The following is a 23,117-nucleotide window of genomic DNA, read 5'->3' on the forward strand; positions in this document are numbered from 1 at the left end:
GCCTTGAGGCTAGAGTAGAAGTTAAGCAACTTTACTTTTTAGTCAAAATACCTAAAGGTGACTTTTAGGTGAGATTAACTTAGATTTTGAAATTATGCAAGTCTATCTCTGACCATTAGCACTGGGATCACAGCAAGTTGGTGACATTTTGAATGTCCAGATTGACGATGCTCTATCTCAGATGTTCCAAGCTGATCAGCATTTTTCGTCCTGCCAATTTTTGCCAATTTTTTGATAGAAAATTTTTATCGGTTTTGCCGTTTACTAAAGAAATTATTAATGATTCGCCGCTCGCAAGGAGCAATGATGGCTATTGGGGGGGCAATAATTAGGGTTTGCCCAAAAAGTTTTTCGTGGGGTGTGGGGTGTGGGGTGTGGGGTTTTACCGAGAACAATACGGGGCGTTGATGTCAAAACAAATACAGCCTAACGCCTACCGGCTCTTCATAGAAATTCCCCAAGCTAGAGAAAATTATTGGGATGAGCCTCAAAGATATTATTGATGCGTTACCTGCGGGTTTTTGCACCCGACAAGAGCGGTGATCGTACTATCCTTATAGTTGGTATCCTAATGTTATCAACACAACATCTTCTAGTTGAGCTATTGTTTCAGTCCTAAGTAGTCCTAACCGCTGAATTAAACGGGTCTTATCTAACACTCTAATTTGAAAACAAAGTGCGACTGAATCCTGCGATAACCCGCCATCTCCCTGTCTAATCAACATACAGATTGGTAATAAAGCACGGCGTTGGTTTGTCGTTAGGGGAATAGCAATGGTTGTTGTGGAAAATTGAGAAACAATATCATTTTGAAAAATAATGATGGGACGAATACCTGCCTGCTCAGAACCTTGAGCAGGATTGAGGTTTGCTAACCAAACTTCCCCACGTTTAAGCTGTTCAGTCATTGATGATCTTCCTGAGCAAGCATCACTGCATAATCATCCATTCCAGCTTCGGCAAAGATACGGTCTTCCTCGGCGAAATCAGTCGCAAGGGAAACAAGTTGACTAGGATCGAGAATGATCCGGCGGCGTTTATCTTGGAACTTGAGAAAGGCAATGAAGTCAGCAACTTGCTGAAGTTGATCATTAGTTAGTTGGTCAAGGTCTTGCTTAAGAGCTTGGCGAGTGACTGGCATAGCAGCGAGTTAGAAGATTGTAAGCTTTTAATCTATTTTACCTTTTTCGTCCCTGAAACTGAACCTCTCTATTTTAACTTAAGCGATCGCATTTTCAGAAATTCATAGTTCTAGAGTAGCCCAAGTCAAAAAAGCCAAACATCTTCAACTTTTGATAACTGCTCTGAGTCCAGTTCACCTAATACCAATCGATTTTAGTTTTGATCCCCCCTGCCCCCCTTGATAAGGGGGGTTTGATCCCCCCTTACTCCCCCCTTGATAAGGGGGGTTTGATCCCCCCTGCCCCCCTTGATAAGGGGGGTTTGATCCCCCCTTACTCCCCCCTTATTAAGGGGGGTTTGATCCCCCCTGCCCCCCTTGATAAGGGGGGTTTGATCCCCCCTGCCCCCCTTGATAAGGGGGGTTTGATCCCCCCTGCCCCCCTTGATAAGGGGGGTTTGATCCCCCCTGCCCCCCTTGATAAGGCAGGTTTCAATCATTTAATTAAAAAGAATACACGGCAGTTTTGATATTTTGGTAGTTATCATCTAGATCTGATTCTAGGAGAATAATCGCAGTAATTCTTCTCGTCATCTCGCTGACTTCCTGCACTTCTGCGATAGTTAATCCCCGTCCTAATAATTTTTCCTCGCGATAACTTAGCCATTTTTTAATGACTTGATAACCCCCGATGGTATATTCCCAAACCCGGGCCGGTATATTTTGCCAATAGGCTCGATCATTGAGATAAATATCATAGGTGGTCGTTCCTAATAATTTTCGCATTTCTGGGCTAATTACGCTCATTTCTGCGGTTGTATATTGTCTGGCGATCGCTTTTCCTTTACCCGGCATTGTCACACCATTTTTACCCCCATGTCCCCAACCGACGTTAATAATTAAATCCCCCTTATCTGGGTTTAAATTTCCCCCATCAGTGCAGGAAATCAAGGCGATTTTTTGCAGTGCAGGGGTCGGTTTTTTGGTGACTCCTATAACGGGGTTTTCTGTGTCTAAAAGAGATGCGATCGCTTGTCCTAGTTGGGCAGATTTAATTAATAATTCTTGGCTATTAGGAAGGGGAATCCTTGGGAAGTCTTGACGAATACCGTCGGCATTTTCCCGAAGATACAAGGGAGAGTAACCAATCGCTAACGAGTGCAGCCAAATTAAGGAAGCATTCTCGATATTTTCATCAAGATTATTAATACCCAGTTCATTTAAGTATTGACGAGATTTTTCTGAGAGATTGGCTTTTGTTTTAACAGTTGTATAACTTTCAACATTAAATAATTTATCTTGTTTTTTTGCTTCATGTTTCGCAGAAGGATAAATTAACATGGGAAATGCAACTGCATGACCTCTCATACAATCCCTAGCAAAAAGACTTTGAGTAAATAGAAATGGAATTCCTTCTGGTTGAGCAACTCCTTTAGAACGACTTAATAAAAATAAATTTTTATATGTGTATTGTACATATAAATCTGGCCTTACTCTTTTCCAAACATTAGGGGCTAAAGTAATATAACACCATCTTGTATCATAGGGACGGAAATTATATCTTTTCAGGTTATTTTCTTTAAACGAATCTAATTGATGTGCTTTTTTTCGTACAGTTTTAGCATCAAAAGACGCACTATCTCGACTTAACCCAGTTTTTAAAGTTAAAAATTCATCCCAGTCAGTTGTTTTATCAAAATACTTTTGCATTCTTAATGATAAAATATCTTGATCATAATCTATCAGTGCATTTGCACGATCTTCATCCATACCCTGTAATGGAATAATTAATGATGAATCTTGACAAGATAAATCTGTTAACTTTGGCCATGCTAAATAGTGAGAAGAAACATCGGAGGGACGGAAAGAATAACGATTAGATTGTTCTGGGTTAGAGACTTGATAAAAAGCATCAAAATCTTGATTATTTAAACTATCTAATAACTGTTCTCGTTTAGCAACTCCCCAGAAATGGCGAAAATAGACATCAACATTTTTATTCCTTACTTCCTTTCTTACCATTAGTCCGATAGTTGTCCCGACTCGAATTCCTTCCTTATTGTATTGAGTAGAAAAAACACTAGGATCTGGATTACCTTCAGGGGTTAACTTTCCCGTTTCGCGACTATCCCCATTGAGACAATCAAACCAAAGACGATCAAATTCTTGTAAAAATCTTTGACGCATCACCACAAAAGAAGGATCACCGAGATAGGAAAAATTAGAAATATAACAAACAACCCCTTTACCAGTATTTTCTGAAATACATCTTTCTGCTAAACGAAAAAAGCGCACATATAACTCATCCAAATTAAACTTTTTAATCCCCCAATCGGAGATTAAACCCTGTTTATACACTTCCACTAAACCCGCTTCTTCTGCGGGACTGGTTCCAGCAAAAGCATTATAGGGAGGATTACCGAGAATAACTAAAATCGGTTTACCGCGCTTAACTTCATCGGCTGCTTCTCGTTCCTTATTTAACTCCGGAAAACTCAATTGTAGCTGTTGAATTTTCTGTTTACTTTCCTCATCGGGGGGTTGCCAACCGGTTAAAGCATTAGTCAGATAAATCCCGACTCGTTCACTATCTTCTATTAAAGGTACACCCAAACTTTGCAGGAATAAACCTAATTGTAGATGAGCGACGACAAAAGGAGCGGTTAAAATCTCGAAACCGAAAATTCTTTCTATGGCTGCTTTTTTCACCAAAGCCATGGCTAAAGCACCCGCCCCATTTTCCTGTAAAGTATCGGTAATATAGCGCAAAACCTCGACTAAATAAGCACCAGTTCCACAGCAAGGATCGAGAACATAAACATCGGGATTAGCTAAACCGTCCTCGATATTTAATTCTTCTCGTAAAACTCGATCGACTCGCGCTACCATATAGCGAACAATTTCCGGAGGAGTGTACCAAACTCCCAATTCTTTGCGTAAATCAGGATCAAAAGCTTGCAAAAATGGTTCATAGAAATACTGTACCGCTTGTCCCTCATCGAATTGACGAAAAAATTCCTCTCGTCGCACTCGATTTAAAGCTGCACCAGTCCAATTCAAGACTTCTACTAATCCCAAAGATTTTAACTTACTCGGTGCGGCGATCTGCTCAAATAGGATCGCTAACATGGGAACATGGAGATGGTGGGCTGCGGATTTCCAATCGAACTTATCCTCTTTATCCTCGCGATTGAGGTTTTGCTTGTGCCATAATACCCAAGCGGAGAATAAACCATAAAAGAGGGTTTGCACGAGGGTAGAACGGAAAAATTTATTTCCCTGTTCCCGTTCAAATTTGATACCGAGGGCATTTTCTAAAGCTTGACGAATATTGGCCAGAGCGGGAAGATCGGAATGATGTTCTAAGCGTGCTTTTGCGTCCCGCGCATAGGAAGCAAGAAACCAAGCAACATCGGCCGGTGAGGTGATAGGAGCCGCCTGTAAAAGCACTCTCTTTAGGTATTCTAAGAGGCTATCACCGTGTTCGGCGGCAAATTTGGATGGATTTGAGGTTTTTAGCCAAAACTCGGCTTCTGACGGGGCTAAACTATAGGCTTCTAATTCTACCGGTTGACCTTGGCTATTGCGACCGATGAGCAGAAAATCGCGATAATTGCTGACTAATACTTGACCGTATTTTTGCCAGTATTTTTGTACTTGCTCGCTGGCGGCGATTTTTTTGATATCTTCTTTGGTTCCCTTAATCTCGATCGCGCCTCTTTCGGGAAAAATCGCCGTAAAAGGTTCTAATTCTTGATTTTTGGGGAATTGATCGACGTTAAAAAGTCCCCCGTCCGGCAATCCCGCACCCTGATTTCTGAGGTTGATAATGCAGCGGACTCGCGGTTTTAGGGTTTTACCGATTTCGTTGAGGAGAGTTTCGAGAGTGCCGTAGTAGGAGGTTTCTTTTACCGCTGCTTGGGATGAGTGGATTTCGTGCAGGTTGCGAAAATAATTGACGAGGGGATTCATTAGGAGTGTTGTAAAAATCAAAAATTGTTGTTAGGGTTAGGAGTCAGGAGTCGGTCGTCAGGAGTCAGGAGAATTAAGAATGAATAATAATTAACTAAATAGTCTATTTACATATTTTATGCCATTTAATCCTTATTTTTGCCATTTTTGAACCCTCAAAAATTAATTATCGGTCGCAACTAGCTTCTGAAGCCTAATCCTGGTCAGGCGTTTGCTTACTGGCCCTCTCTACTCGCACTTAGAAATTAATTGAATGGAAAGAGCTTCTACGGTACAGTGAAAGTTAACGTTACTGTTGGAAAAAACCTAATCCCATGAATCGTCGTGAATTTGTTGCCCTCGTTGGTGTTGGCGGAGCCATGGCCTGCGCCCCAGAAATCCTAGGGACGGCTACCGACCAAGAGATGACCCCGGCCCAAGCGGCGGATGGCTTTGTGAAAGTGACGGGCATTACCCTCAAAGAATTGGAAGCCAAAGGCAGTTTTCTGGATAAAAAATCCCCGGTCGGCTCCTTGCTCCTAATCTGGGAGAAAAAGGCGAAAAAGATCAGTGCAGTAAACCCGACTTGTACCCATGAAGGCTGTACGGTGAAATGGAATACTGGCGCACAGATTTTAGCTTGTCCCTGCCATCCGGGAAAATTTACCGCCACTGGAGTCGTCACGAATAAACCCCCAAAAGGCAATCTAACCACCTATCAAGTCAAGGTCGAAAAAGACGTTATTTTCGTGAAAAAAGCTTAACGGGGTTGAGGGAATACCATGTCTTTGGTGACACGGGTAGAATTAGTGACTCTCTACTCGCACTTAGAAATTAATTAAATGGAAAGCCTCCATAAGGGAGAGGGACAAGTAATTTAGCTTCACTCTCGCCTCTAAGAAGAAATTAAGCCGGGGATTTAGTCAATTTGGTCAAGAATAATCAGTTAGAGATGAGAAATCAGACCCCGAATTTCTTCCCTGCCTGAAATTTCTCAATTTCTCAGACTAAATTTTACTACCAAAATCAGGGTAAATAGCCCAAATATCAACTTAATAAAGTTTTAATAGACATTTAAGCCCTAATAGATTAATCTTGGTTTTTTTTAAGCCGATATGCTGCCTCGCTAATCCTTTTCAGACTTGAAAACTGGCTATTCTGTTAGGGGTTGGCCGTCAGAGAGGTCAATTTTCAAGGATAATTTGTAACAGAGTGTTGAAAATTCCTTTAATCTTAGTCATGAGCGATCGCCCACCAGAACTAACCCTAGCCGACCAGGCCCCTGCCAACCACGAATGTCGCTCCTGCGGCTACGTTTACGACCCCAGCAAGGGAGATAGTAAAACCAACACTCCCGCTGGAACCCCCTTCGAGGAATTGCCAGAAACGTGGCGCTGTCCCGTGTGTGGTGTGCGTCGTTCCCAATTTATCAACATCGGAGCTAAAGATGCTCCTTCGGGATTCCAAGAAAATCTTAGCTATGGTTTTGGAGTCAACCGTCTCACTCCCGCACAAAAAAATATTTTGATTTTCGGGGCTTTAGCGCTAGGATTTGTTTTCTTTATTAGTTTATATGGTTTAAACTAACTCAAGCACTCATTATCTTTAAATCTAACGGCTCTTATGAGCCTGTAACTCATCGGGTACAAACCTTAATCCGTCCCGATTCCTTGACCAATACCTCTGAACCATTGATGAGAAAACTGAAACAATTTGTAATAGTTCTAGCTGTAGCCTTTTTCTGCTTTAGCTGTAGTAGTGTGCCATCCCTGAGCAATAGTCCTTGGCAAATCCTCACCCTCGACACTGACTCCACTTTTGCCGATATCGCCTTTACCGACGACCTGCAGCACGGTTGGTTAGTGGGAACCAAATCTACCCTCTTTGAAACCAGCGATGGGGGGAACAGTTGGCAGCAAAAAGTCCTCAACCTTGGCGACGAAAAAGTTAGCTTTAGCGCCGTCAGTTTCCACGACCAAGAGGGTTGGATTGTCGGTAAACCCTCAATTCTTCTCCATAGCGAAGACGGGGGCAGCAGCTGGTCCCGTATCTCCTTAAGTGAAAAATTACCCGGTTCTCCCTACGGAATTATCGCTCTGAACGACAAAACCGCCGAAATGGTCACGGATTTAGGCGCTATCTACCGCACCAAAGACGGAGGCAAAACTTGGCAAGCTTTAGTGGAAGGTGCTGTGGGTGTGGCCCGGACAATTGTTCGTTCCCATGATGGTAAATATGTGGCCGTTTCCGCACGCGGGAACTTTTATTCCACTTGGGAACCGGGGTCAACAGAATGGCAACCCCACAATCGTCTTTCTTCCCGCCGTTTACAAAAAGTCGGTTATGGTGAAAAAGGGGAATTGTGGGCCCTGGCCCGGGGTGGTCAACTACAATTTACTAGCCCCAATGATCTCGATACATGGGAAGATAAGGTATTCCCCGAGTTTTCCACCAGTTGGGGACTTTTGGACCTCAACTACCGCACCCCCGAAGAAATTTGGGTCGCTGGTGGTAGCGGCAATCTCTTGGTCAGTCATGACAACGGCCAGTCTTGGCAAAAAGATCGCGCGGTGGAAAGTGTCCCCTCCAATCTCTATCGAATTGTTTTTATCAATTCCGACAAGGGTTTTGTCTTGGGACAAGATGGGGTTTTACTGAAATATAATCCCCCCAGCGAGCCGGCCTAAAACTTGTCTCAGGGTCAACAAAGTCTCTATTATAGAGATTGAATTTTTCAAGTCCTATCATTCCGAGGAGAACCATCCATGTCAGGTAGTACCGGCGAACGTCCTTTTGGCGATATCGTTACCAGTATTCGTTACTGGATTATCCATAGCATCACCATCCCCATGCTCTTTGTCGCAGGTTGGTTATTCGTGAGTACCGGTTTAGCTTACGATGTTTTTGGCACTCCCCGTCCCGATGAGTATTACACTCAAGAGCGTCAAGAATTACCGATCATTAATGATCGCTTTGAGGCCAAAAATCAAATCGAGCAGTTTAATCAGTAGTTTACTTTAATTAAGGATAAAAACAATGGCTAGTGGTAATCCCAATCAACCCATTTCTTACCCCATTTTCACCGTTCGCTGGTTGGCAGTTCATACCTTAGCGGTCCCCACTGTCTTCTTTATCGGTGCAATTGCGGCAATGCAGTTTATTCAACGCTAGGAGAACAATTATGGAAAGAACACCTAATCCGAATCGGCAAGCCGTCGAGTTAAATCGTACTTCTCTTTATCTAGGTTTACTCCTAGTTGCTGTCTTGGGAATTTTATTTTCCAGCTATTTCTTTAACTAATTAGTCCCGATTTATTGTCATCGCAATTAGGAGGTGTTATTCATGTTCGCAGAAGGTCGTATTCCTTTGTGGTTAGTCGCCACCATCGCCGGTCTAGGCGTTATCGCTGTGCTTGGTCTTTTCTTCTACGGAGCTTACGCCGGTTTAGGTTCCTCTATGTAATTCCATTACGGGTAATTTCCCCCAGCAAAAAGCCGTTAGTTATAGAAATAACTAGCGGTTTTTTCACTATTCGGTGAAAAGTAAAGCTCGATCGAACTTTAATACCAAATCCGTTTTTAATAGTGTGATTAACTCTCAAGTTATGAATTGTTTCTCCCTGCTCCCCACTCCCTGCTCCCTTCTCCCCACACCCCACACCCTGCCCCCACGAAAAACTTTTTCAGCATACCCTAATTAAAAAAAGGAGTCAAAGACTTGACTCCTTTAGTTATATAGATGATTTAGCTAAAACTAAACTTCTTGTTTACGAGTGCTAAGATCACCCAATTTTTGGAATAAACCGAATTCCACTTGTTCTTCCAGATCTGGATCGACCCCGGCGAATACGTCGCGGTAGATGGTACGAGAACCGTGCCAGATGTGACCAAAGAAGAATAGTAAAGCAAAGACAGCATGACCGAAAGTAAACCAACCTCTTGGAGAAGTGCGGAATACCCCGTCAGACTTGAGGGTTTCGGTGTCAAACTCGAAAGCTTCACCGAGTTGCGCTCTACGCGCAAATTTCTTCACATCAGCAGGATCGCTGAAGACCTGACCATCGAGAGAGCCACCGTAGAAAGAAACGGTAACACCACTTTGTTCGATACTCAGTTTCGATTCCGCACGACGGAAGGGAATATCAGCGCGAACGATACCTTCCGAGTCAGTCAGGACAACGGGGAAGGTTTCAAAGAAGTTAGGCATCCGACGCACGCTGAGGACGCGACCTTCGCCATCTTTGAACACGGGGTGTCCTAACCAAGATTTAGCGATACCGTCACCGCTATCCATGGCACCAGTACGGAATAAACCACCTTTAGCGGGGCTATTACCGACATAATCATAGAAAGCCAGTTTTTCGGGGATTGCTTGGTAAGCTTCGGCGATGGTGGCTCCATTGGCGATGCTGGCCTCCACACGACGCTCAATTTCTTCTTGGAAATAGCCCTTATCCCATTGGTAACGGGTCGGGCCAAAGAGTTCGATCGGCGTGGTAGCATTACCGTACCACATGGTTCCAGCCACGACGAAAGCGGCAAAGAAAACGGCGGCGATACTGCTAGAAAGCACCGTTTCGATATTACCCATTCTCAGGGCTTTATAGAGTCTTTCGGGGGGACGAACGGTTAAATGGAATAAACCGGCGATAATCCCGACGATACCCGCAGCAATGTGGTGAGCTACCACACCCCCGGGGTTAAAGGGGTTAAAACCAGCCGGTCCCCATTCCGGAGCTACGGGCTGCACATGACCAGTTAAACCGTAGGCATCGGAAACCCACATCCCGGGACCCCAAAGGCCTGTTTGATGGAAAGCACCGAAACCAAAGCAAAGTAAACCAGATAAGAACAGGTGAATACCGAACATTTTCGGCAAATCGAGCGCAGATTCGCCCGTGCGGGGATCGACGAATAATTCTAAATCCCAGAAAACCCAGTGCCAAACCGCCGCTAGGAATAGCAGACCGGATAAGACGATATGAGCGGCGGCAACGCCTTCAAAAGACCAGAAACCGGGGTCAACACCAGTTTCGCCGGTGACGCTCCAGCCACCCCAAGAACCGGTGACACCTAAACGGGCCATGAAGGGCAGCACGAACATTCCTTGCCGCCACATCGGGTTTAATACGGGGTCACTGGGGTCGAAAATAGCAAGCTCATAGAGGGCCATGGAGCCAGCCCAACCCGCTACCAGTGCGGTGTGCATCAGGTGAACGGAAATTAAACGGCCCGGGTCGTTGAGAACGACTGTGTGTACTCGATACCAAGGTAGTCCCATTGACTACGCTCCTCCTATTGACAATTTAGTGTCCACTTAGACGCTTTTTATATTCAGGGTCAAAATATAAGCCCAACAATCTCGACTGTTAAGTGCAAGAGTTAGCCAACCTACATTATCCCTTGAAAAGTGTATCTATTCTAAAGAAGTGTAACTATTGTTAGAACAGATTTCAAGTGCTTGCGATCGATCTTCCGCCAGAATATTCCAGATCAGGGTGTAGGGTGTAGGGTGTAGGGTGTAGGGTGTGGGGTGTGGGGTGTAGGGTGTAGGGTGTTGGGTGTGGGGTGTAGGGTGTAGGGTGTTGGGTGTGGGGTGTGGGGAGATGGGGAATTATGACTGATAACTGATTACTGATTACTGATAACTGATTACTTCCTCAGTAGTTCTTCGGCATTTTGCAGGATTTCGAGGACTTGTTCGGCACTAATCAAGCGTTTTAGCACCACTTGCCCGATGGTGGGGACAGTATCAGCAATTTCGGCACTCTTGGGGGCAACTTCCACCATAATCACGGCTTCTTCCACCTTATAAAGCCATAAAACCTGTTCTCCTTCCAAAATACCGATATTTAATCGCTCTATCTGCGGTGGTCGTCGCCAACTACTCGCATGGTCCCACAAACCGCCAAATTCCCACACCCGTCCTATTGTCCAACCTGCCGTTAAGAAAAAATATTTCACTTTGTTACTCAATCTAGAATCAATCTCTAGCTTTCTGGCTTAATTAGTTTTCAGCCGTCAAATTTTATCAGCTTTTTAGCCCCCAGCCATCAGTCAGAAAAGGCAATAGGCAATAGGCAATAGGCAATGGGCAGCTTTGTTCTCCCTGGGTGCATCCCACATTTGCAGAAATACCGACAATCAGCAATTATCAGTGACTTTTAAATTATTACAGATATATCAGCAGCTGTCTGTAAGCATCTCACCGAAAAACTAATGCGCGGGGGGTTTGGGGGCGGCACTTCTACACATTTCGACACATTTCGACACATAATTTAAAGGCTCAATATCCCTATGGCCTTTTGTTTCATAGCTGTGGATGAACTGACGACCACAGTTTACACATATATAGTTTTGTTTTTGACCACGATGACCATTTTTATTGATGTGGTTACTTTTACATTCTGGACATTTCATCGTTTTTTTCCTTCATTGAGTTTCTATCTATTTTGCTTTCTCATCTCTTTATCTGACAACGCCTAAAAGCTATAGCAAAGATCGGGGTGGTTAGGACAATCAATCGCTGAAACCCTTGACCGATAAGAGTTTGAAAATTGAAAGCGTCCTAAATAACCCATTTTTTGCTATAGAACCTCTGGAAGTGCGTTGCCAGGGTATCCCTGGCAACGAGGTAAGACTATACAGAAACGAGAAGAGCCAAGTTATCGTTGAAACTGCTATAATTAATAAAATCTCAAGAATAGTAAAATTATATGAATGCACTAAAATACCAAACAATCATCAAAAATGGTCAACTTAGTTTACCTCCCCTCGACTTACCAGAAGGAACAGTGGTCGAAGCGATTTTATTGATTAAAGAAGCTGCTGAAATGGATGAAACGGACTATCTGCTTTCCACAGAAGCTAACCGTCAACATCTCCAAGAGGCAATAGAATCTCTTAAAAATCCTGATAGTTATATTTATGTAGATGCTGCTAACTTATGAGGAAAGTCGCCTTTCTAACCCGAAGTTTTGATGAGTTTAACCAATAGGCGATCGCAGACAAGAAAGTTTACGCTAAAATTGTCAGCCTTATTAAAGATGTTCGGTTCTTCGTTACTTGGTATGGTTCGATAGGGGGGCATAAATCGACTAAATCCTTATCTGGCAAGAGATTTAATTGATTAGTTCGCTCCAGATCGCAAACAATTGACAAAAATTGCACCGAAGAACCAGATGTTCAAAGAGAGCCTTTTTCTGGACTAGGAAAATCAGAAGCATTAAAACATGAACTATCAGGATTATGGTCACGACGCATTACAAAAGAACATCGCCTAGTTTATAGCGTGTCTGATTATGACACAAAAGCTAGAACCTCTGGAAATGCGTTGCAAGGGAGTTCCTTGCAACGAGATAGAAATGAGAAGAACCCTTTACTGATTAATTTTTCACAAAAGTAAATTTACCATTTTTACCATCGGCATCCATTTTAATTTGTGCCACGGAGAATTTATCCTGAATGATTTCCCCTTCGGGAGTAAAAGCAATATCTCCCAGGACAGTCACATACTTACCCGCTAAAATTTCCTGATTTAATTGTTGGCGAATTTGTTCGAGGGAAAGTGTACTGAGTTTATTTTTATCATCTACCCGTTTTAGGGCCTCGACAAAAACTTGAATTCCCGTAAAAGCTTGAGCGGTAAATTGGGGCGGTGCTTTTTTATTTTCTGCTGTATAATCGGCGACAAAATCCCGATTAATAGGATTATCTAATTCCGGGTTATAAGCTTGAGCGATGAGAATACCATCACATTGAGCTTGACAAACCGGGAAAATATTAGAAGTATTTAAACCATTGCCCCCAATAATTAACCCCTGATAGCCTAATTGTCGCAACTGTTTGACCAAATTGCCCCCGTCAGCAACCAAACCAGAAATAATCACTAAATCCGGTTTAATATTAATAGCGGCGGTGGCTTGGTTTTGAAAATCTGTATCGGTGGTTTGGAATTTCTGCACGGTGACAATATCAAGATTTAAACTTTTTAGGGTTTCTTGAAAAGTTTCCGTTTCCGATTTACTAAAAGCATCATTTTGGGCAAAAAAGACAGCCACTTTTTTAATCTTGGGATCGATTTTTAAAGCGGTTTTAACTGCATTGGGGGCGACCACAGCCACAGGAGCGGACACCCTACCCACATATTCACCGATCTGGGGAATACCTTTAGCCGTGTTAGACGGGCCGAGAATGGGAACTTTAGCTCGATCGGCGATCGGACTAGCGGCAAAAGCTTGTTGGGACAGGGAGGGACCAAGAATACCCACCACTTTATCTTGGGTGATTAGGGTATTGATGGCGTTGATTGCGCCCTGTTCATCCCCAGCCACATCCTGGATAATAACTTTAATCGGTGTTCCATTGACTCCGCCCTTTTTATTAAAATATGTTTCAGCCATCTTGACACCGATCACCTGTTCCTGTCCCAATAGGGCGAGATTGCTGGTTTGAGCTAAAGCTGCACCGATGGGAATAGCAGCAGTGGCGGCGTTTTCTGCGGGACTGGGGTTAGTTTGACTGGTGGGAGTGCCGGAATTGCAGGCCACCACTAGACCGAAAGTGACTAGGGATAGTATTAAGGGGATTAATAAACGTTTTCTGAGCATCTTAACTCTCCGGGGACTGATATTGTTGATGACACTATTATTTCGCTAATCGGGTTGATTTCAGCGATAATTCTCGACGCGATCGAAGCGGATTTTGCTCCCTTAGCGCCTTTTGTTTCTCCTGATTTTGTCGATTAACCTCCCCGTCTCACCTCCCTTTTCAGAAAAACGATTTGCCTTTTCTGGTTCTGTCGCCTAACCTAGTAGTTAGGGAATCTATTATCGCCTTTCCCGTCCACAAACCCCGAAGCGAAAACATCCATTTAAGATTATGACTAACCCGGTTATTCACGCCTTTTTCCTCGGACGAGCGATCGCTGAAGTGGTCAGTGAACAGCTAGAAGATGCGTTTACCAACGCTTTAAGCGAATTAGGCAAATTTGATGCCGAACAACGGGAAAACCTGCGGCAATTCGTCGAAGAAGTGCAAATGAGAGCCGAGCGAGCCATGGAAAAGGGAGTATATACTGGTACAGACTCCAGTGGTTCCTCCAGTGCCGATGTGCAGGAAAACATCGACGAAATGCGGGCTGAAATCGCCCAATTGCGCTCGGAACTAAAAAACTACCGAAATTAACCAAAAACCCTCTTTTAGTCGCTTTAAAGCCCCAAAAATTGCGTGTCAGCCCTTCTACCCGTCCCCGTTACCCTAGAGTTAAACCCAGCAATGCCGGCCCTCCAAGTCGCCAAAAATAGCTATCGTTGGAATCAAGAAAACTATTCCATCAATCGTCGTCGTCTAGATATTTGGCGATTCGTTCTGACTGTACTTTATCAATTCTGGCTCAACGGTAAAAAATGGAGCTATAACGGCAGCTATAGCGAGGAAAAACTCGCCAGCAGACGCAGAAAACAAGCCGCTTGGATTCGGGAAACCATGCTAGAATTGGGACCGACTTTTATTAAAGTCGGTCAACTGTTCTCCACCCGGGCCGATCTTTTTCCCCTCGAATATGTGGAAGAACTCTCGAAACTACAGGATCAGGTTCCCGCATTTACCTACGAACAGGCCAGCAAAATTATCGAGGTATCCCTCGGTAAACCCCTCAATCAACTCTTTAAAAGCTTTGATCCTATTCCCCTGGCAGCCGCTAGTTTAGGGCAAGTTCACCGGGCCCAACTGAAGAGCGGGGAAGATGTGGTGGTCAAAGTCCAACGGCCCGGATTAAAAAAATTATTTAGTATCGATCTGACCATCCTAAAAAAAATCGCCCAATACTTCCAAAATCATCCCAAATGGGGTAAAGGTCGCGATTGGACGGGTATTTATGAAGAATGCTGTAAAATCCTCTGGGAAGAAACCGATTATCTCAATGAAGGTCGTAACGCTGACACTTTTCGCCGTAATTTTCGCGGGGAAGATTGGGTGAAAGTACCGAAAGTCTATTGGCGCTACACCGCTCCCCGGGTTTTAACCCTAGAATACCTCCCCGGCATCAAAATCAGTCATTATGAAGCCCTAGAAGCGGCCGGACTCGATCGCAAATTGTTGGCTAAACTAGGGGCAAAAGCCTATCTAATTCAACTACTCAATAACGGCTTTTTTCACGCAGATCCTCACCCTGGCAATATTGCCGTTGACAGTGATGGCTCCCTAATTTTCTACGATTTCGGCATGATGGGACAAATTAAAACCAACGTGCGCGAAAAATTAATGCAGACTCTCTTGGGAATTGCCCAAAAAGATGCCGATCGCGTGGTCACTTCTCTGGTGGATTTAGGAGCATTAACTGCTAATGGTGATATGGGAGCAGTGCGGCGATCGATCCAGTATATGCTCGATAACTTCATGGATAAACCCTTTGAGGAGCAATCCGTGGCCTCTATCAGCGATGATCTCTATGAAATCGCCTACGATCAGCCTTTTCGCTTTCCCGCTACCTTTACCTTCGTCATGCGAGCATTTTCTACCCTAGAAGGGGTAGGCAAAGGACTCGATCCCGAATTTAACTTTATGGAAGTGGCCCAACCTTTTGCCCTGCAATTAGTAAATGATATGACAGGAAATAATGGCAGTAATATCCTCGATGAGTTAGGACGACAAGCAGCCCAAGTGAGCAGCACCGCCCTGAGTTTACCCCGACGCATCGATGATACGATCGAAAAATTAGAACGGGGTGATATCCGTGTTCGGGTACGTTCCAGCGAATCCGATCGACTTTTGCGGCGATTGGGTATGATTCAAATGGGAACCAACTATACTTTACTGATCAGTGCTTTGCTTATCTCAGCGACGCTTCTATTCGTCAGTGGTTTTGGTTGGTTAACTTTAGTACCGATGGCGATTTCGCTGCTGCCGGGGATAGCTTTTGTGAGACTCTGGCAGAAAATTGAACGTCAGGATCGTATGATGTAATCGATTGCGGGATAATAAATATTGTGTTAGCACCAAAAATTTCGATGAACAATCTTTCTTTTGGAGGAATGACTGATCCAGGTGTAGTGCGATCGGTTAATCAGGACAGTTATTATATCGACCCCGAGCAGCGCTTTTTTATCGTTGCTGATGGTATGGGAGGTCATGCGGGAGGCCAGGAAGCTAGTCAAATCGCCACTGAAACTATCCAAGTTCATCTAGAAGAACACTGGAATTCGCCCCTGACTGCTGGAGAATTGCTACAGGAGGCAATTACCGTCGCTAACGAGAAGATTATTGAAGATCAACTGAAACATCCCGAAAGACAGGACATGGGGACAACTCTAGTCATGGCTATCGTCCGAGATGATGGCTCTTGGTACACCCATATTGGTGATTCCCGTCTCTATCGCTTTCGTGAGCAAAAATTAGAACAGGTGACGGAGGATCATACTTGGATAGCTAGGGCGATCAAAATGGGTGATCTGTCCAAAGAAGAGGCGAAAAACCACCCTTGGCGACATATTTTATTTCAATGTCTTGGTCGTCGCGATTTGCCCCCAGTGACGGTATCTCCCCTCGATCTGCAATCTGGCGATAGTTTAATTCTCTGTAGTGATGGTTTGACGGAAGAACTGTCCGACCAGGAAATTAGCGATTATTTGCAAACTGGTGCCGATTGTCAGGAAATTGTCAAGAATTTAGTGGCAGCGGCCAAAGAAGCCGGCGGTTCTGATAATATCACCGTGGTCATGGTAACGCAGAATTGAGAGGAAATAGCGATCGCTGATCGCTAAACTTGCACTTCTACTCGATCGCTCCTGCTTGTTGTAATAAAGAAACGATCGCCTGATGGTGATTAAATTTAGCTAACATTAAAGCGGTCATTCCCCCTTGATTTTTCTGATTTAAGTTCACCTTTCCCCCGTCTAACAAAACTTTAACCGTGTCGAGACAACCGTGATAACTGGCCCACATTAACGGGGAAGCGCCGCTAAAATCGAGTTTATTGACATCAGCGCCGATATCGATTAACCAGCGCACCAATTGACTATTATTGCCCTCACAAGCTTTCATGAGGACGGTTTTGCCATCGGGATAAACGGCGTTGGCATTAGCCCCGTAGTCGAGGAGATAACGGCAGATTTCCGTAAATTGGCGCTGTAGAGCTAAAGTTAACGGTGTTTCTCCCTGCTGAGTTAGGTTAGGATCGGCCCCCTGTTTTAACAATTCTAAAACGATCGCTTCGTATCCCTGCACCGTGGCGATGAGCAAGGGTGTATCCCCAAAATGGTTGCGGTGATTGACAAAAGCACCGGCTTGTAGTAGGGCCTGAACGATCTCTAAATGTCCTTCGATCGTGGCTAAATGCAGGGCCGTTTCTCCGGCCTGATTTTGATTGTCAACACTGGCCGCCTGAGCGAGTAAAAGTCGGACAATATCGAAATATCCCTCAGCAGCGGCGAGCATCAGGGCAGTTTCTCCCTCCTCCGTGCTGATATTCGGATTTGCTCCCGCTTGCAGTAAAGTTTGTACGCTGCCGAGATTTCCCCTCTCTACAGCCAAAATGAGGGGAGTTTCCCCGGATAAAGTGGGAGCATCGAGGGGCATACCACGGTTAATAAACAATTGGAGGACTTCTGGGCAATTAGCGGTGAGAGCCTGTAACCAAGCTTCTTGACGGATTTCTTCATCTACACCACTATCGAGCAGTAAACCGACAATTGCATCGTAATTTTGGCTAATTGCTACAGATAAAGCCGTATCTCCATCCCGATCGCGCATATTGACCCGAGCGCCGGCGGTTAATAACTGTTCTGCGATCGCTGTATAACCCTTATAAGTGGCGATCATTAGTGCTGGTGTACCATCTTGATTAACCTGATTGACATTAGCACCGGCGGCGATTAATTGAGCGAGGATTTCACTGTGATTGAGGGCAGCCGCTAACATGAGAGGGCTTAAACCTTGAGGTTGTTTACTTTTGTTGATATCTGCCCCAAATTCTCGCAAAATTGCCACAATTTCCCGATGACCCCCCTGCACGGCATAGATTAAAGCCGTCGTATTTTGGCCATCGGTGGCGTTGACATTTGCCCCCTGACTCAGTAAAGCTTGAACCCGCGCCAGATTGCCCTGACGTGCCGCTTGTATTAACAAGATATCCCAATTAGAAGCCATTAACAGTGACCGATCGGCAGAAAGTATTTTTTCTATTATCGATCGTTATAGGCGGGTAAACGGACAGAAAAGCTACTACCCCGTTCTAATTCTGAGGTAAGGTAATTCTACTAGCTGTGGTACTTATGCGGAAACCTCTCGTCACTCGTCTATTTCAACCCCGTGACCCCCTAACCTCGCGTCTGGATGCTCTTTGGTTAATCAATCATCGTCATCCTCGGCTATTGGGGAGAAAATGATGTGGTTGGTCGTCCCCTGTGGCAGATTCAACCCTACGAGATGCAGTGTTCCACTAGCGTTGAAGCTACTTGTCTTCCTCTTGAACGGGGTAGCAGTTTTTCCTCGGCTCTCTATTGGCTCTGTTCCCTGCGTCGCGATCGTACTAGGCTACGTTTTCTGAAAACCCTAATTCAATGTTAATAAAAGCATCCGGAAATTTACCTTCTTTTAAAATTTCAATCGGGATAGAAATACCTCCAATATAGACACCGCCAACCGCCTTGTAAGTGAGAGCTAGATTTCCAGCCTGCGCTCCCCAAATAGAAATAAATTGATCTAAGGCATTTTTGGCTCTTCTCGACTTTGTGTGATAATTTTTGCTTATGAAATCGTGAAATGTTTACTGGGAAAAACTTTTAGGACTATTTTGTTAAATAAACTATCAGTATAGACCTCGTTTCCACACAGAAACCAGAAGAGCCCATTTTTACATAGTGTATTTCCAGATTGTGCCAATTGTATGATGGTATCGGCATCATTCATATCGGGTTGGTTTCCCCATTCAGGTAGATTTTTCAGAAACTGATATATTCTGACCAAACCAGGTCTGGAAAGGACATATTCATAACTGACAGGGCTATTATCATCTTTGTCTTGTTTCAGTCGTTTTAAGAATTTTAGAAGTTCTATATCTTGGTCATTGCTTACTCCAAAATCAGTATGTCCCCCTTCAGAAGGTATCGGTTTTAATTTTTGTCCTTCTGAACAGCTATGCCATAATGCTTGACCTAGACCGTCAGTAACTAGCATCAAGGCTCGATTATCTTCGGGTTTGGATTGATACTCAGCAGTGTAAAGTTCTTCTAATACCATTTCTCTAAATGAAAACTACACATCGAATTTAAATCCCCCTTTAAGTTCCCCTTTTTAAGGGGGATTTAGGGGGATTAAACTTCTGTAGTCAGACTTTGGAGAATTGGTATGGCTTCCATATCATTAATAAAAGCTAAGGGAATATTTTTATAGGGAAATGTCTGTCGTAAATCATGTTCTGTAAAACTAAGGCTGAAACTATGAGTTTTTTGAGCATCGATTCTAGCGATACCGCGATTAAATTGTTGAATTATTTTAATATAATCATCTTTAAGATATTGGTGGCTATCCAGAGTTTCTAGAATTTCTCCAAGATGATGATTGAAAATCCCTGTTTGTGTAGGAGATTCCTCCTTTACTTGTTGTAAAGTTTGAGTCGGGTTTATTCGTAAATACTTGAAGGATTCATCTAAAAGAAAAGGATGACCCCCCACAAAATCAACAAACTTCTGTAGGACTGTTTCATTAGCTCTGCTTAGATATTCTAGCTGATAAAAATTTAATAATTCTCTTGTTTGTGAAAGGGAAAATCCAGTTAATCCAGTCGATTAATTAACTCCTATACCGACATTAAATGGTGAGTGATTAATATCAAGTTCTGGGTAGTCATCTGTTGAATTAACAAGAATCAATTTAAAATTTTGCCACTGTAATTCTGTTTTTTCGTGCCATGATCGCAACAAACAACAAAAATCTTCAAAGATATTTCGTTTATCAAATAAAACCTCAAACCGATCAAAGCTAACGACTAGCCCTCCCTGACTAAGTAAATAATCCTGAAAATAGTTTGTAGGTTTTGTCTGACTTAATCTAATTCCCCAAGTTTCAGAAATATTCCTTTCAATATCCTTATCCTTTATTTGTAAACATTTAGAAATTTCAATACACAGTGACTTCTGAAATGGTTCATAATCATCAAAAATTGGATTATTCAGACCCCACTCCGAGAAATCAATACTAGCGGTTCGGTATCCAAGGCTTCTAGCATAATCTAGAGTTTTTCTTAGTAGGAGAGTTTTGCCCATTTTTTGAGGAGCTTTAATACGAATCAGGCCTCCAGGATTTTGAATTGCCTGACGACAGGTCTCCTCGATAGGAGGGCGTTCTATGTATATAGGAGTCATTGCTTGCATTAACACCTCAACTTAACAAACGCTATTTTGAGTTATGGGTTTCAGTATAGCAAAATTGGGCAGTTCAGCAATTCCCCCTTGAAATACAGTTCTTCTCCAGAGCAACTGATCTTTACACCGGTTGCTTTATTACTTTGGCACAGCCAATTCCCTATTCGATAAACTTTTTGATCGCTGTGGACGAATCTGGTTAGAAGCGGGTAAATTTAGCTAATATAAACAAAATTTGGGAGCATCTCACCTTTGTAACCTTTAAATCAGGTTTTTATGTCAAGCTATTTTGAAAGCCTTGCTAGAAAACAGTTTTAGTGACAAGTATAACTACTAACCTGCATAAATGAGATGCTCCCCAAAATTTTGCCCGAAAAGGAGTTATGGATTTAGCTAAACAGGTTTTATTACTGTAACTGATGACCACAGCTACTACAAAAGCGATCGGTTGCCGCTACCTTTGCCCCGCATTGACGACAAAATCGGACTTTGCTGACGGTTTTTGTGTCTCCCATACTCATTTTCATATCTCCCATTTGCATTTCCATGGGGGTAAAATTCATCGACATATTACCCATTTTCATGGGTTGCATCGGTTGCATCGGTTGCATCGGTTGCATTGGTTGCATCGGTGAGGAGGAGAAACTGGTAGCAGTGGTCGATTGAGAGGACTGAGAAACTCCAGAGGTATGAGGAGAGGAAAAACCGATACTGCTTCCTTGAATTTGGATTCTGTGGGGTCCGGTTTCAGTGATAATTTCAATAATTGCCCCTTGGGGAATTATCTCTATTTGGGGTTCTTGTGTCCAAACTCCCGTAGCAAAACTACTGCTAGACTGTTGTTGTTGTCCCACTGCACCACTAGCGAGGGTTACAATCGTCTGCAGCCCTTGATTATCGAGATAGAGACGTTGTCCTGTGGGTAATTCACTATAAATAGCCATATTTTTGACAGTGAAAAGTAAAAAGTAAAAACCTAGTTCACACCCCTAGGATCCAGTCTAGCGAGGATAGAAATGTTAGAGGATTTTCTTAAGAATTTTATCGACAAAAAAAGGGTGGTTTTACCCACCCTCACCATGTCTCAAGAAAACAAACTTTTTAACGGACGCTACCAGCTAATTTATCGACCCGAATCGGTTTCATCAGGTACAATTTGAGGAATTGCCAAGCGTTAGAGGCGAAGATAGGCAATTTCTTCAGGAATTTAACTGGTGCGGCACTGTTTTCGCTATCGATCGCCCGTAATCCCTCGTTATTGCGAACACAAATTTCTAGGCGATCATAAAATTCAGGACTATCCACATCAAGAACAATCGGGAAGACGCGGCCGGCGGTTTCATTGGTCTTCTCGATTACATACTTATCGTACTCGCGAGCGTCCAAACCGAGAATGGCGTAGAAACCAGAACGCTGAGTATCATTGAGGTACATCGTAGCGAAGACCGAAAGCAGGAAGAAACGACACCAGAGACGAGCGCGCCAATCATTAAGAATATCAGGCTGCGCACGCATGAGCGCATCGAAGAAGTCCCCGTGACGGTTTTCGTCTTGACACCAATTCTCGAAGAAGTTAAAAATCGGATAAACCCGATCTTCGGGATGTTGTTCGAGATGACGATAAATGGTGATATAACGCCAATAACCGATTTTTTCGGAAAGATAGGTGGCGTAGAAGATAAATTTCGGTTTAAAGAAGGTGTAGTTACGGCTTTTGGTTAAAAATCCCAAGTCAAGGGAGAGGTTAAAATCCGATAAAGCCTTATTAAGGAACCCAGCATGACGCGCTTCGTCCCGGGACATGAGGTTAAAGCATTCCGCGAGAACGGGATTTCTGTTTTTTAAACGTCTGCCGAGTTCTTTGTAGAGAAGAAAGCCGGAAAATTCAGCCGTGCAGGATCTTTCCAGAAATTCCACGAATAAGCGGCGAGTTTCGCCATCAATGTGATCCCAAGAGCGATCGAATTCTTGATTGCGAACGAAGTGATGCCGGTTATAATCGGTACGGAATTCCTCTAAAATCGCTTTCAGTTCTTCCTCGTTAGCGGCGATCGACATTTCCGCCATCGCTTCAAAATCAGTGGTGTAGAAGCGGGGAGTGAGGATCGTTTCTTTAGCGGGAACTTTTATACCCGGACGGATTTCCTCGAATTCTGGTTTTTGGATCGTGCTGACCATAGGGATTATTGATTTTACTCTGGGATGATGATTGAGACGAGTAAAGGCTCTGAGATGATAATGACCAGCCGTGAAAAAACGGCTAGGATTCACTATAGCAAGCTCTCAGCCCTAGACTCCCTTCCTGTTCATTAAAAGTTACAACTCTTAATTAAGCTGTGTAAACAAACGCGGCTTTTTCCCTGGGAGTCTTGACAAATGTTCGGGGAAGTGGGGTTTGTTTAGTGATCGGTAAACAGTCATGGCTCTCTTATTCTTTGTGTGATCAGTTTAACTTATATAGTAGTGATCGATCTTTGTGTCCTCTGTGTCTTTGTGGTTCCTTCCACCCCCTCGCTAGGAGGAATGTATCTTAGAATACATTTTACCCACCAAATCCAAGAGAGCCTTTAAACCTCTAGCTTGATCATGACTTTTCTGATAAATATCTTTTTCTGGCTCCTGTCTGGCTTACTCAAATATCAGTCTAGCACCGAACAAAATCCCCCCCTAGTTCACCTCTATTC

Annotated in this window: 24 protein-coding genes and 2 pseudogenes; 13 read left to right on the forward strand and 13 right to left on the reverse strand. The window is 43.6% G+C overall.

Going from position 1 to position 23,117, the window contains the following annotated elements; translation table 11 throughout:
• Positions 1-554: 554 nt before the first annotated feature.
• From EWV60_RS01220 to EWV60_RS01230, 3 genes are all read right to left on the reverse strand, one after another.
• Positions 555-908 carry a type II toxin-antitoxin system PemK/MazF family toxin gene (locus tag EWV60_RS01220; protein WP_002735534.1) on the reverse strand — a complete coding sequence of 118 codons (354 nt, stop codon included), beginning with the start codon at positions 906-908 and terminating at the stop codon, positions 555-557.
• A complete protein-coding gene (locus tag EWV60_RS01225; RefSeq protein ID WP_002737182.1) occupies positions 905-1,141 on the reverse strand; it encodes a hypothetical protein in 237 nt (78 codons plus the stop codon). Before EWV60_RS01225 ends, EWV60_RS01220 begins: the two co-directional genes overlap by 4 nt.
• A 483-nt stretch (positions 1,142-1,624) precedes the next feature.
• Complete coding sequence (locus EWV60_RS01230) at positions 1,625-5,092, reverse strand: type ISP restriction/modification enzyme (protein WP_287230385.1); 3,468 nt, start codon at positions 5,090-5,092, stop codon at positions 1,625-1,627.
• Between the two features lie 314 nt (positions 5,093-5,406).
• Between EWV60_RS01230 and EWV60_RS01235 the strand changes: the two genes are divergently transcribed.
• From EWV60_RS01235 to EWV60_RS01265, 7 genes are all read left to right on the forward strand, one after another.
• Complete coding sequence (locus EWV60_RS01235; protein ID WP_287168703.1) at positions 5,407-5,835, forward strand: QcrA and Rieske domain-containing protein; 429 nt, start codon at positions 5,407-5,409, stop codon at positions 5,833-5,835.
• Positions 5,836-6,310: 475 nt separating this feature from the next.
• Positions 6,311-6,658, forward strand: coding sequence for a rubredoxin (locus tag EWV60_RS01240; RefSeq protein WP_002736293.1), 348 nt, complete (start codon positions 6,311-6,313; stop codon positions 6,656-6,658).
• 107 nt (positions 6,659-6,765) lie between these two features.
• Positions 6,766-7,758 (forward strand): photosynthesis system II assembly factor Ycf48, encoded by a 993-nt coding sequence (locus tag EWV60_RS01245; RefSeq protein WP_016516685.1) that lies wholly within the window; start codon positions 6,766-6,768, stop codon positions 7,756-7,758.
• 78 nt (positions 7,759-7,836) lie between these two features.
• The gene (gene psbE, locus EWV60_RS01250; protein ID WP_002737435.1) at positions 7,837-8,082 is read left to right on the forward strand and encodes a cytochrome b559 subunit alpha; all 246 of its coding nucleotides are present in this window, start codon (positions 7,837-7,839) and stop codon (positions 8,080-8,082) included.
• Between the two features lie 25 nt (positions 8,083-8,107).
• Positions 8,108-8,242 (forward strand): cytochrome b559 subunit beta, encoded by a 135-nt coding sequence (psbF, locus tag EWV60_RS01255; protein ID WP_002736175.1) that lies wholly within the window; start codon positions 8,108-8,110, stop codon positions 8,240-8,242.
• 10 nt (positions 8,243-8,252) lie between these two features.
• Entirely contained in the window at positions 8,253-8,372 is a 120-nt protein-coding gene (psbL, locus tag EWV60_RS01260; protein WP_002735805.1) for a photosystem II reaction center protein PsbL, read from the forward strand.
• Positions 8,373-8,414: 42 nt separating this feature from the next.
• Positions 8,415-8,534 carry a photosystem II reaction center protein J gene (locus EWV60_RS01265; protein ID WP_002736108.1) on the forward strand — a complete coding sequence of 40 codons (120 nt, stop codon included), beginning with the start codon at positions 8,415-8,417 and terminating at the stop codon, positions 8,532-8,534.
• Positions 8,535-8,825: 291 nt separating this feature from the next.
• Here the strand turns inward: EWV60_RS01265 and psbB are convergent, their stop codons facing one another.
• From psbB to EWV60_RS01280, 3 genes and pseudogenes are all read right to left on the reverse strand, one after another.
• The gene (psbB, locus tag EWV60_RS01270; protein WP_002735904.1) at positions 8,826-10,352 is read right to left on the reverse strand and encodes a photosystem II chlorophyll-binding protein CP47; all 1,527 of its coding nucleotides are present in this window, start codon (positions 10,350-10,352) and stop codon (positions 8,826-8,828) included.
• Between the two features lie 371 nt (positions 10,353-10,723).
• The gene (locus tag EWV60_RS01275; protein ID WP_002749272.1) at positions 10,724-11,035 is read right to left on the reverse strand and encodes a hypothetical protein; all 312 of its coding nucleotides are present in this window, start codon (positions 11,033-11,035) and stop codon (positions 10,724-10,726) included.
• 345 nt (positions 11,036-11,380) lie between these two features.
• Positions 11,381-11,491: pseudogene (locus tag EWV60_RS01280) on the reverse strand (IS1/IS1595 family N-terminal zinc-binding domain-containing protein); the annotation flags it as partial.
• A gap of 296 nt (positions 11,492-11,787) precedes the next feature.
• Here EWV60_RS01280 and EWV60_RS01285 point away from each other — a divergent pair.
• Positions 11,788-12,021, forward strand: coding sequence for a hypothetical protein (locus tag EWV60_RS01285; RefSeq protein WP_002792890.1), 234 nt, complete (start codon positions 11,788-11,790; stop codon positions 12,019-12,021).
• A gap of 203 nt (positions 12,022-12,224) precedes the next feature.
• Complete coding sequence (locus EWV60_RS01290) at positions 12,225-12,476, forward strand: Txe/YoeB family addiction module toxin (protein ID WP_287230407.1); 252 nt, start codon at positions 12,225-12,227, stop codon at positions 12,474-12,476.
• On the opposite strand, the gene EWV60_RS01295 is transcribed toward EWV60_RS01290, so the two are convergent.
• The gene (locus EWV60_RS01295; protein ID WP_016516687.1) at positions 12,457-13,680 is read right to left on the reverse strand and encodes an ABC transporter substrate-binding protein; all 1,224 of its coding nucleotides are present in this window, start codon (positions 13,678-13,680) and stop codon (positions 12,457-12,459) included. The two genes, EWV60_RS01290 and EWV60_RS01295, sit on opposite strands and share 20 nt — an antisense overlap.
• Before the next feature lie 271 nt (positions 13,681-13,951).
• Between EWV60_RS01295 and EWV60_RS01300 the strand changes: the two genes are divergently transcribed.
• From EWV60_RS01300 to EWV60_RS01310, 3 genes are all read left to right on the forward strand, one after another.
• Positions 13,952-14,257: a DUF6825 family protein gene (locus EWV60_RS01300; protein WP_002736243.1), complete on the forward strand. Its 306-nt coding sequence runs from the start codon at positions 13,952-13,954 to the stop codon at positions 14,255-14,257.
• A gap of 90 nt (positions 14,258-14,347) precedes the next feature.
• Positions 14,348-16,036, forward strand: a complete 1,689-nt coding sequence (locus tag EWV60_RS01305) for an ABC1 kinase family protein (RefSeq protein ID WP_287230408.1) — start codon at positions 14,348-14,350, stop codon at positions 16,034-16,036.
• Between the two features lie 44 nt (positions 16,037-16,080).
• Positions 16,081-16,806 carry a Stp1/IreP family PP2C-type Ser/Thr phosphatase gene (locus EWV60_RS01310; protein WP_287230392.1) on the forward strand — a complete coding sequence of 242 codons (726 nt, stop codon included), beginning with the start codon at positions 16,081-16,083 and terminating at the stop codon, positions 16,804-16,806.
• Positions 16,807-16,843: 37 nt separating this feature from the next.
• On the opposite strand, the gene EWV60_RS01315 is transcribed toward EWV60_RS01310, so the two are convergent.
• Positions 16,844-18,217: an ankyrin repeat domain-containing protein gene (locus tag EWV60_RS01315; RefSeq protein WP_287230394.1), complete on the reverse strand. Its 1,374-nt coding sequence runs from the start codon at positions 18,215-18,217 to the stop codon at positions 16,844-16,846.
• A 240-nt stretch (positions 18,218-18,457) separates the two neighbouring features.
• Between EWV60_RS01315 and EWV60_RS01320 the strand changes: the two genes are divergently transcribed.
• Positions 18,458-18,637, forward strand: coding sequence for a hypothetical protein (locus tag EWV60_RS01320; RefSeq protein ID WP_016516693.1), 180 nt, complete (start codon positions 18,458-18,460; stop codon positions 18,635-18,637).
• On the opposite strand, the gene EWV60_RS01325 is transcribed toward EWV60_RS01320, so the two are convergent.
• From EWV60_RS01325 to acsF, 5 genes and pseudogenes are all read right to left on the reverse strand, one after another.
• Positions 18,600-18,821, reverse strand: a complete 222-nt coding sequence (locus EWV60_RS01325; RefSeq protein ID WP_353734370.1) for a glucokinase — start codon at positions 18,819-18,821, stop codon at positions 18,600-18,602. The genes EWV60_RS01320 and EWV60_RS01325 overlap by 38 nt on opposite strands.
• Complete coding sequence (locus tag EWV60_RS01330) at positions 18,818-19,309, reverse strand: glucokinase (protein ID WP_287230397.1); 492 nt, start codon at positions 19,307-19,309, stop codon at positions 18,818-18,820. Before EWV60_RS01330 ends, EWV60_RS01325 begins: the two co-directional genes overlap by 4 nt.
• A 74-nt stretch (positions 19,310-19,383) precedes the next feature.
• A pseudogene (locus EWV60_RS01335) lies at positions 19,384-20,442 on the reverse strand (AAA-like domain-containing protein).
• Positions 20,443-20,840: 398 nt separating this feature from the next.
• Positions 20,841-21,377 carry a zinc ribbon domain-containing protein gene (locus EWV60_RS01340; protein WP_287230398.1) on the reverse strand — a complete coding sequence of 179 codons (537 nt, stop codon included), beginning with the start codon at positions 21,375-21,377 and terminating at the stop codon, positions 20,841-20,843.
• A gap of 157 nt (positions 21,378-21,534) precedes the next feature.
• Positions 21,535-22,611 (reverse strand): magnesium-protoporphyrin IX monomethyl ester (oxidative) cyclase, encoded by a 1,077-nt coding sequence (acsF, locus tag EWV60_RS01345; protein ID WP_287230400.1) that lies wholly within the window; start codon positions 22,609-22,611, stop codon positions 21,535-21,537.
• Between the last annotated feature and the right edge of the window lie 506 nt (positions 22,612-23,117).

This window comes from Microcystis sp. Msp_OC_L_20101000_S702 (assembly GCF_007095705.1).
Lineage (GTDB): Bacteria > Cyanobacteriota > Cyanobacteriia > Cyanobacteriales > Microcystaceae > Microcystis > Microcystis ichthyoblabe_A.

What these genes read in the sequence shown, in the direction of transcription:
- EWV60_RS01300 (WP_002736243.1), top strand. Translation starts at nt 13,952, where the DNA reads ATGACTAACCCGGTTATTCACGCCTTTTTCCTCGGACGAGCGATCGCT.
- EWV60_RS01295 (WP_016516687.1), bottom strand. Translation starts at nt 13,680, where the DNA reads ATGCTCAGAAAACGTTTATTAATCCCCTTAATACTATCCCTAGTCACT.
- EWV60_RS01225 (WP_002737182.1), bottom strand. Translation starts at nt 1,141, where the DNA reads ATGCCAGTCACTCGCCAAGCTCTTAAGCAAGACCTTGACCAACTAACT.
- acsF (WP_287230400.1), bottom strand. Translation starts at nt 22,611, where the DNA reads ATGGTCAGCACGATCCAAAAACCAGAATTCGAGGAAATCCGTCCGGGT.
- psbE (WP_002737435.1), top strand. Translation starts at nt 7,837, where the DNA reads ATGTCAGGTAGTACCGGCGAACGTCCTTTTGGCGATATCGTTACCAGT.
- EWV60_RS01235 (WP_287168703.1), top strand. Translation starts at nt 5,407, where the DNA reads ATGAATCGTCGTGAATTTGTTGCCCTCGTTGGTGTTGGCGGAGCCATG.
- EWV60_RS01230 (WP_287230385.1), bottom strand. Translation starts at nt 5,092, where the DNA reads ATGAATCCCCTCGTCAATTATTTTCGCAACCTGCACGAAATCCACTCA.
- EWV60_RS01315 (WP_287230394.1), bottom strand. Translation starts at nt 18,217, where the DNA reads ATGGCTTCTAATTGGGATATCTTGTTAATACAAGCGGCACGTCAGGGC.
- psbL (WP_002735805.1), top strand. Translation starts at nt 8,253, where the DNA reads ATGGAAAGAACACCTAATCCGAATCGGCAAGCCGTCGAGTTAAATCGT.
- EWV60_RS01340 (WP_287230398.1), bottom strand. Translation starts at nt 21,377, where the DNA reads ATGGCTATTTATAGTGAATTACCCACAGGACAACGTCTCTATCTCGAT.
- EWV60_RS01240 (WP_002736293.1), top strand. Translation starts at nt 6,311, where the DNA reads ATGAGCGATCGCCCACCAGAACTAACCCTAGCCGACCAGGCCCCTGCC.
- EWV60_RS01265 (WP_002736108.1), top strand. Translation starts at nt 8,415, where the DNA reads ATGTTCGCAGAAGGTCGTATTCCTTTGTGGTTAGTCGCCACCATCGCC.
- EWV60_RS01285 (WP_002792890.1), top strand. Translation starts at nt 11,788, where the DNA reads ATGAATGCACTAAAATACCAAACAATCATCAAAAATGGTCAACTTAGT.
- EWV60_RS01245 (WP_016516685.1), top strand. Translation starts at nt 6,766, where the DNA reads ATGAGAAAACTGAAACAATTTGTAATAGTTCTAGCTGTAGCCTTTTTC.
- psbF (WP_002736175.1), top strand. Translation starts at nt 8,108, where the DNA reads ATGGCTAGTGGTAATCCCAATCAACCCATTTCTTACCCCATTTTCACC.
- EWV60_RS01330 (WP_287230397.1), bottom strand. Translation starts at nt 19,309, where the DNA reads ATGGTATTAGAAGAACTTTACACTGCTGAGTATCAATCCAAACCCGAA.
- EWV60_RS01305 (WP_287230408.1), top strand. Translation starts at nt 14,348, where the DNA reads ATGCCGGCCCTCCAAGTCGCCAAAAATAGCTATCGTTGGAATCAAGAA.
- EWV60_RS01310 (WP_287230392.1), top strand. Translation starts at nt 16,081, where the DNA reads ATGAACAATCTTTCTTTTGGAGGAATGACTGATCCAGGTGTAGTGCGA.
- EWV60_RS01220 (WP_002735534.1), bottom strand. Translation starts at nt 908, where the DNA reads ATGACTGAACAGCTTAAACGTGGGGAAGTTTGGTTAGCAAACCTCAAT.
- psbB (WP_002735904.1), bottom strand. Translation starts at nt 10,352, where the DNA reads ATGGGACTACCTTGGTATCGAGTACACACAGTCGTTCTCAACGACCCG.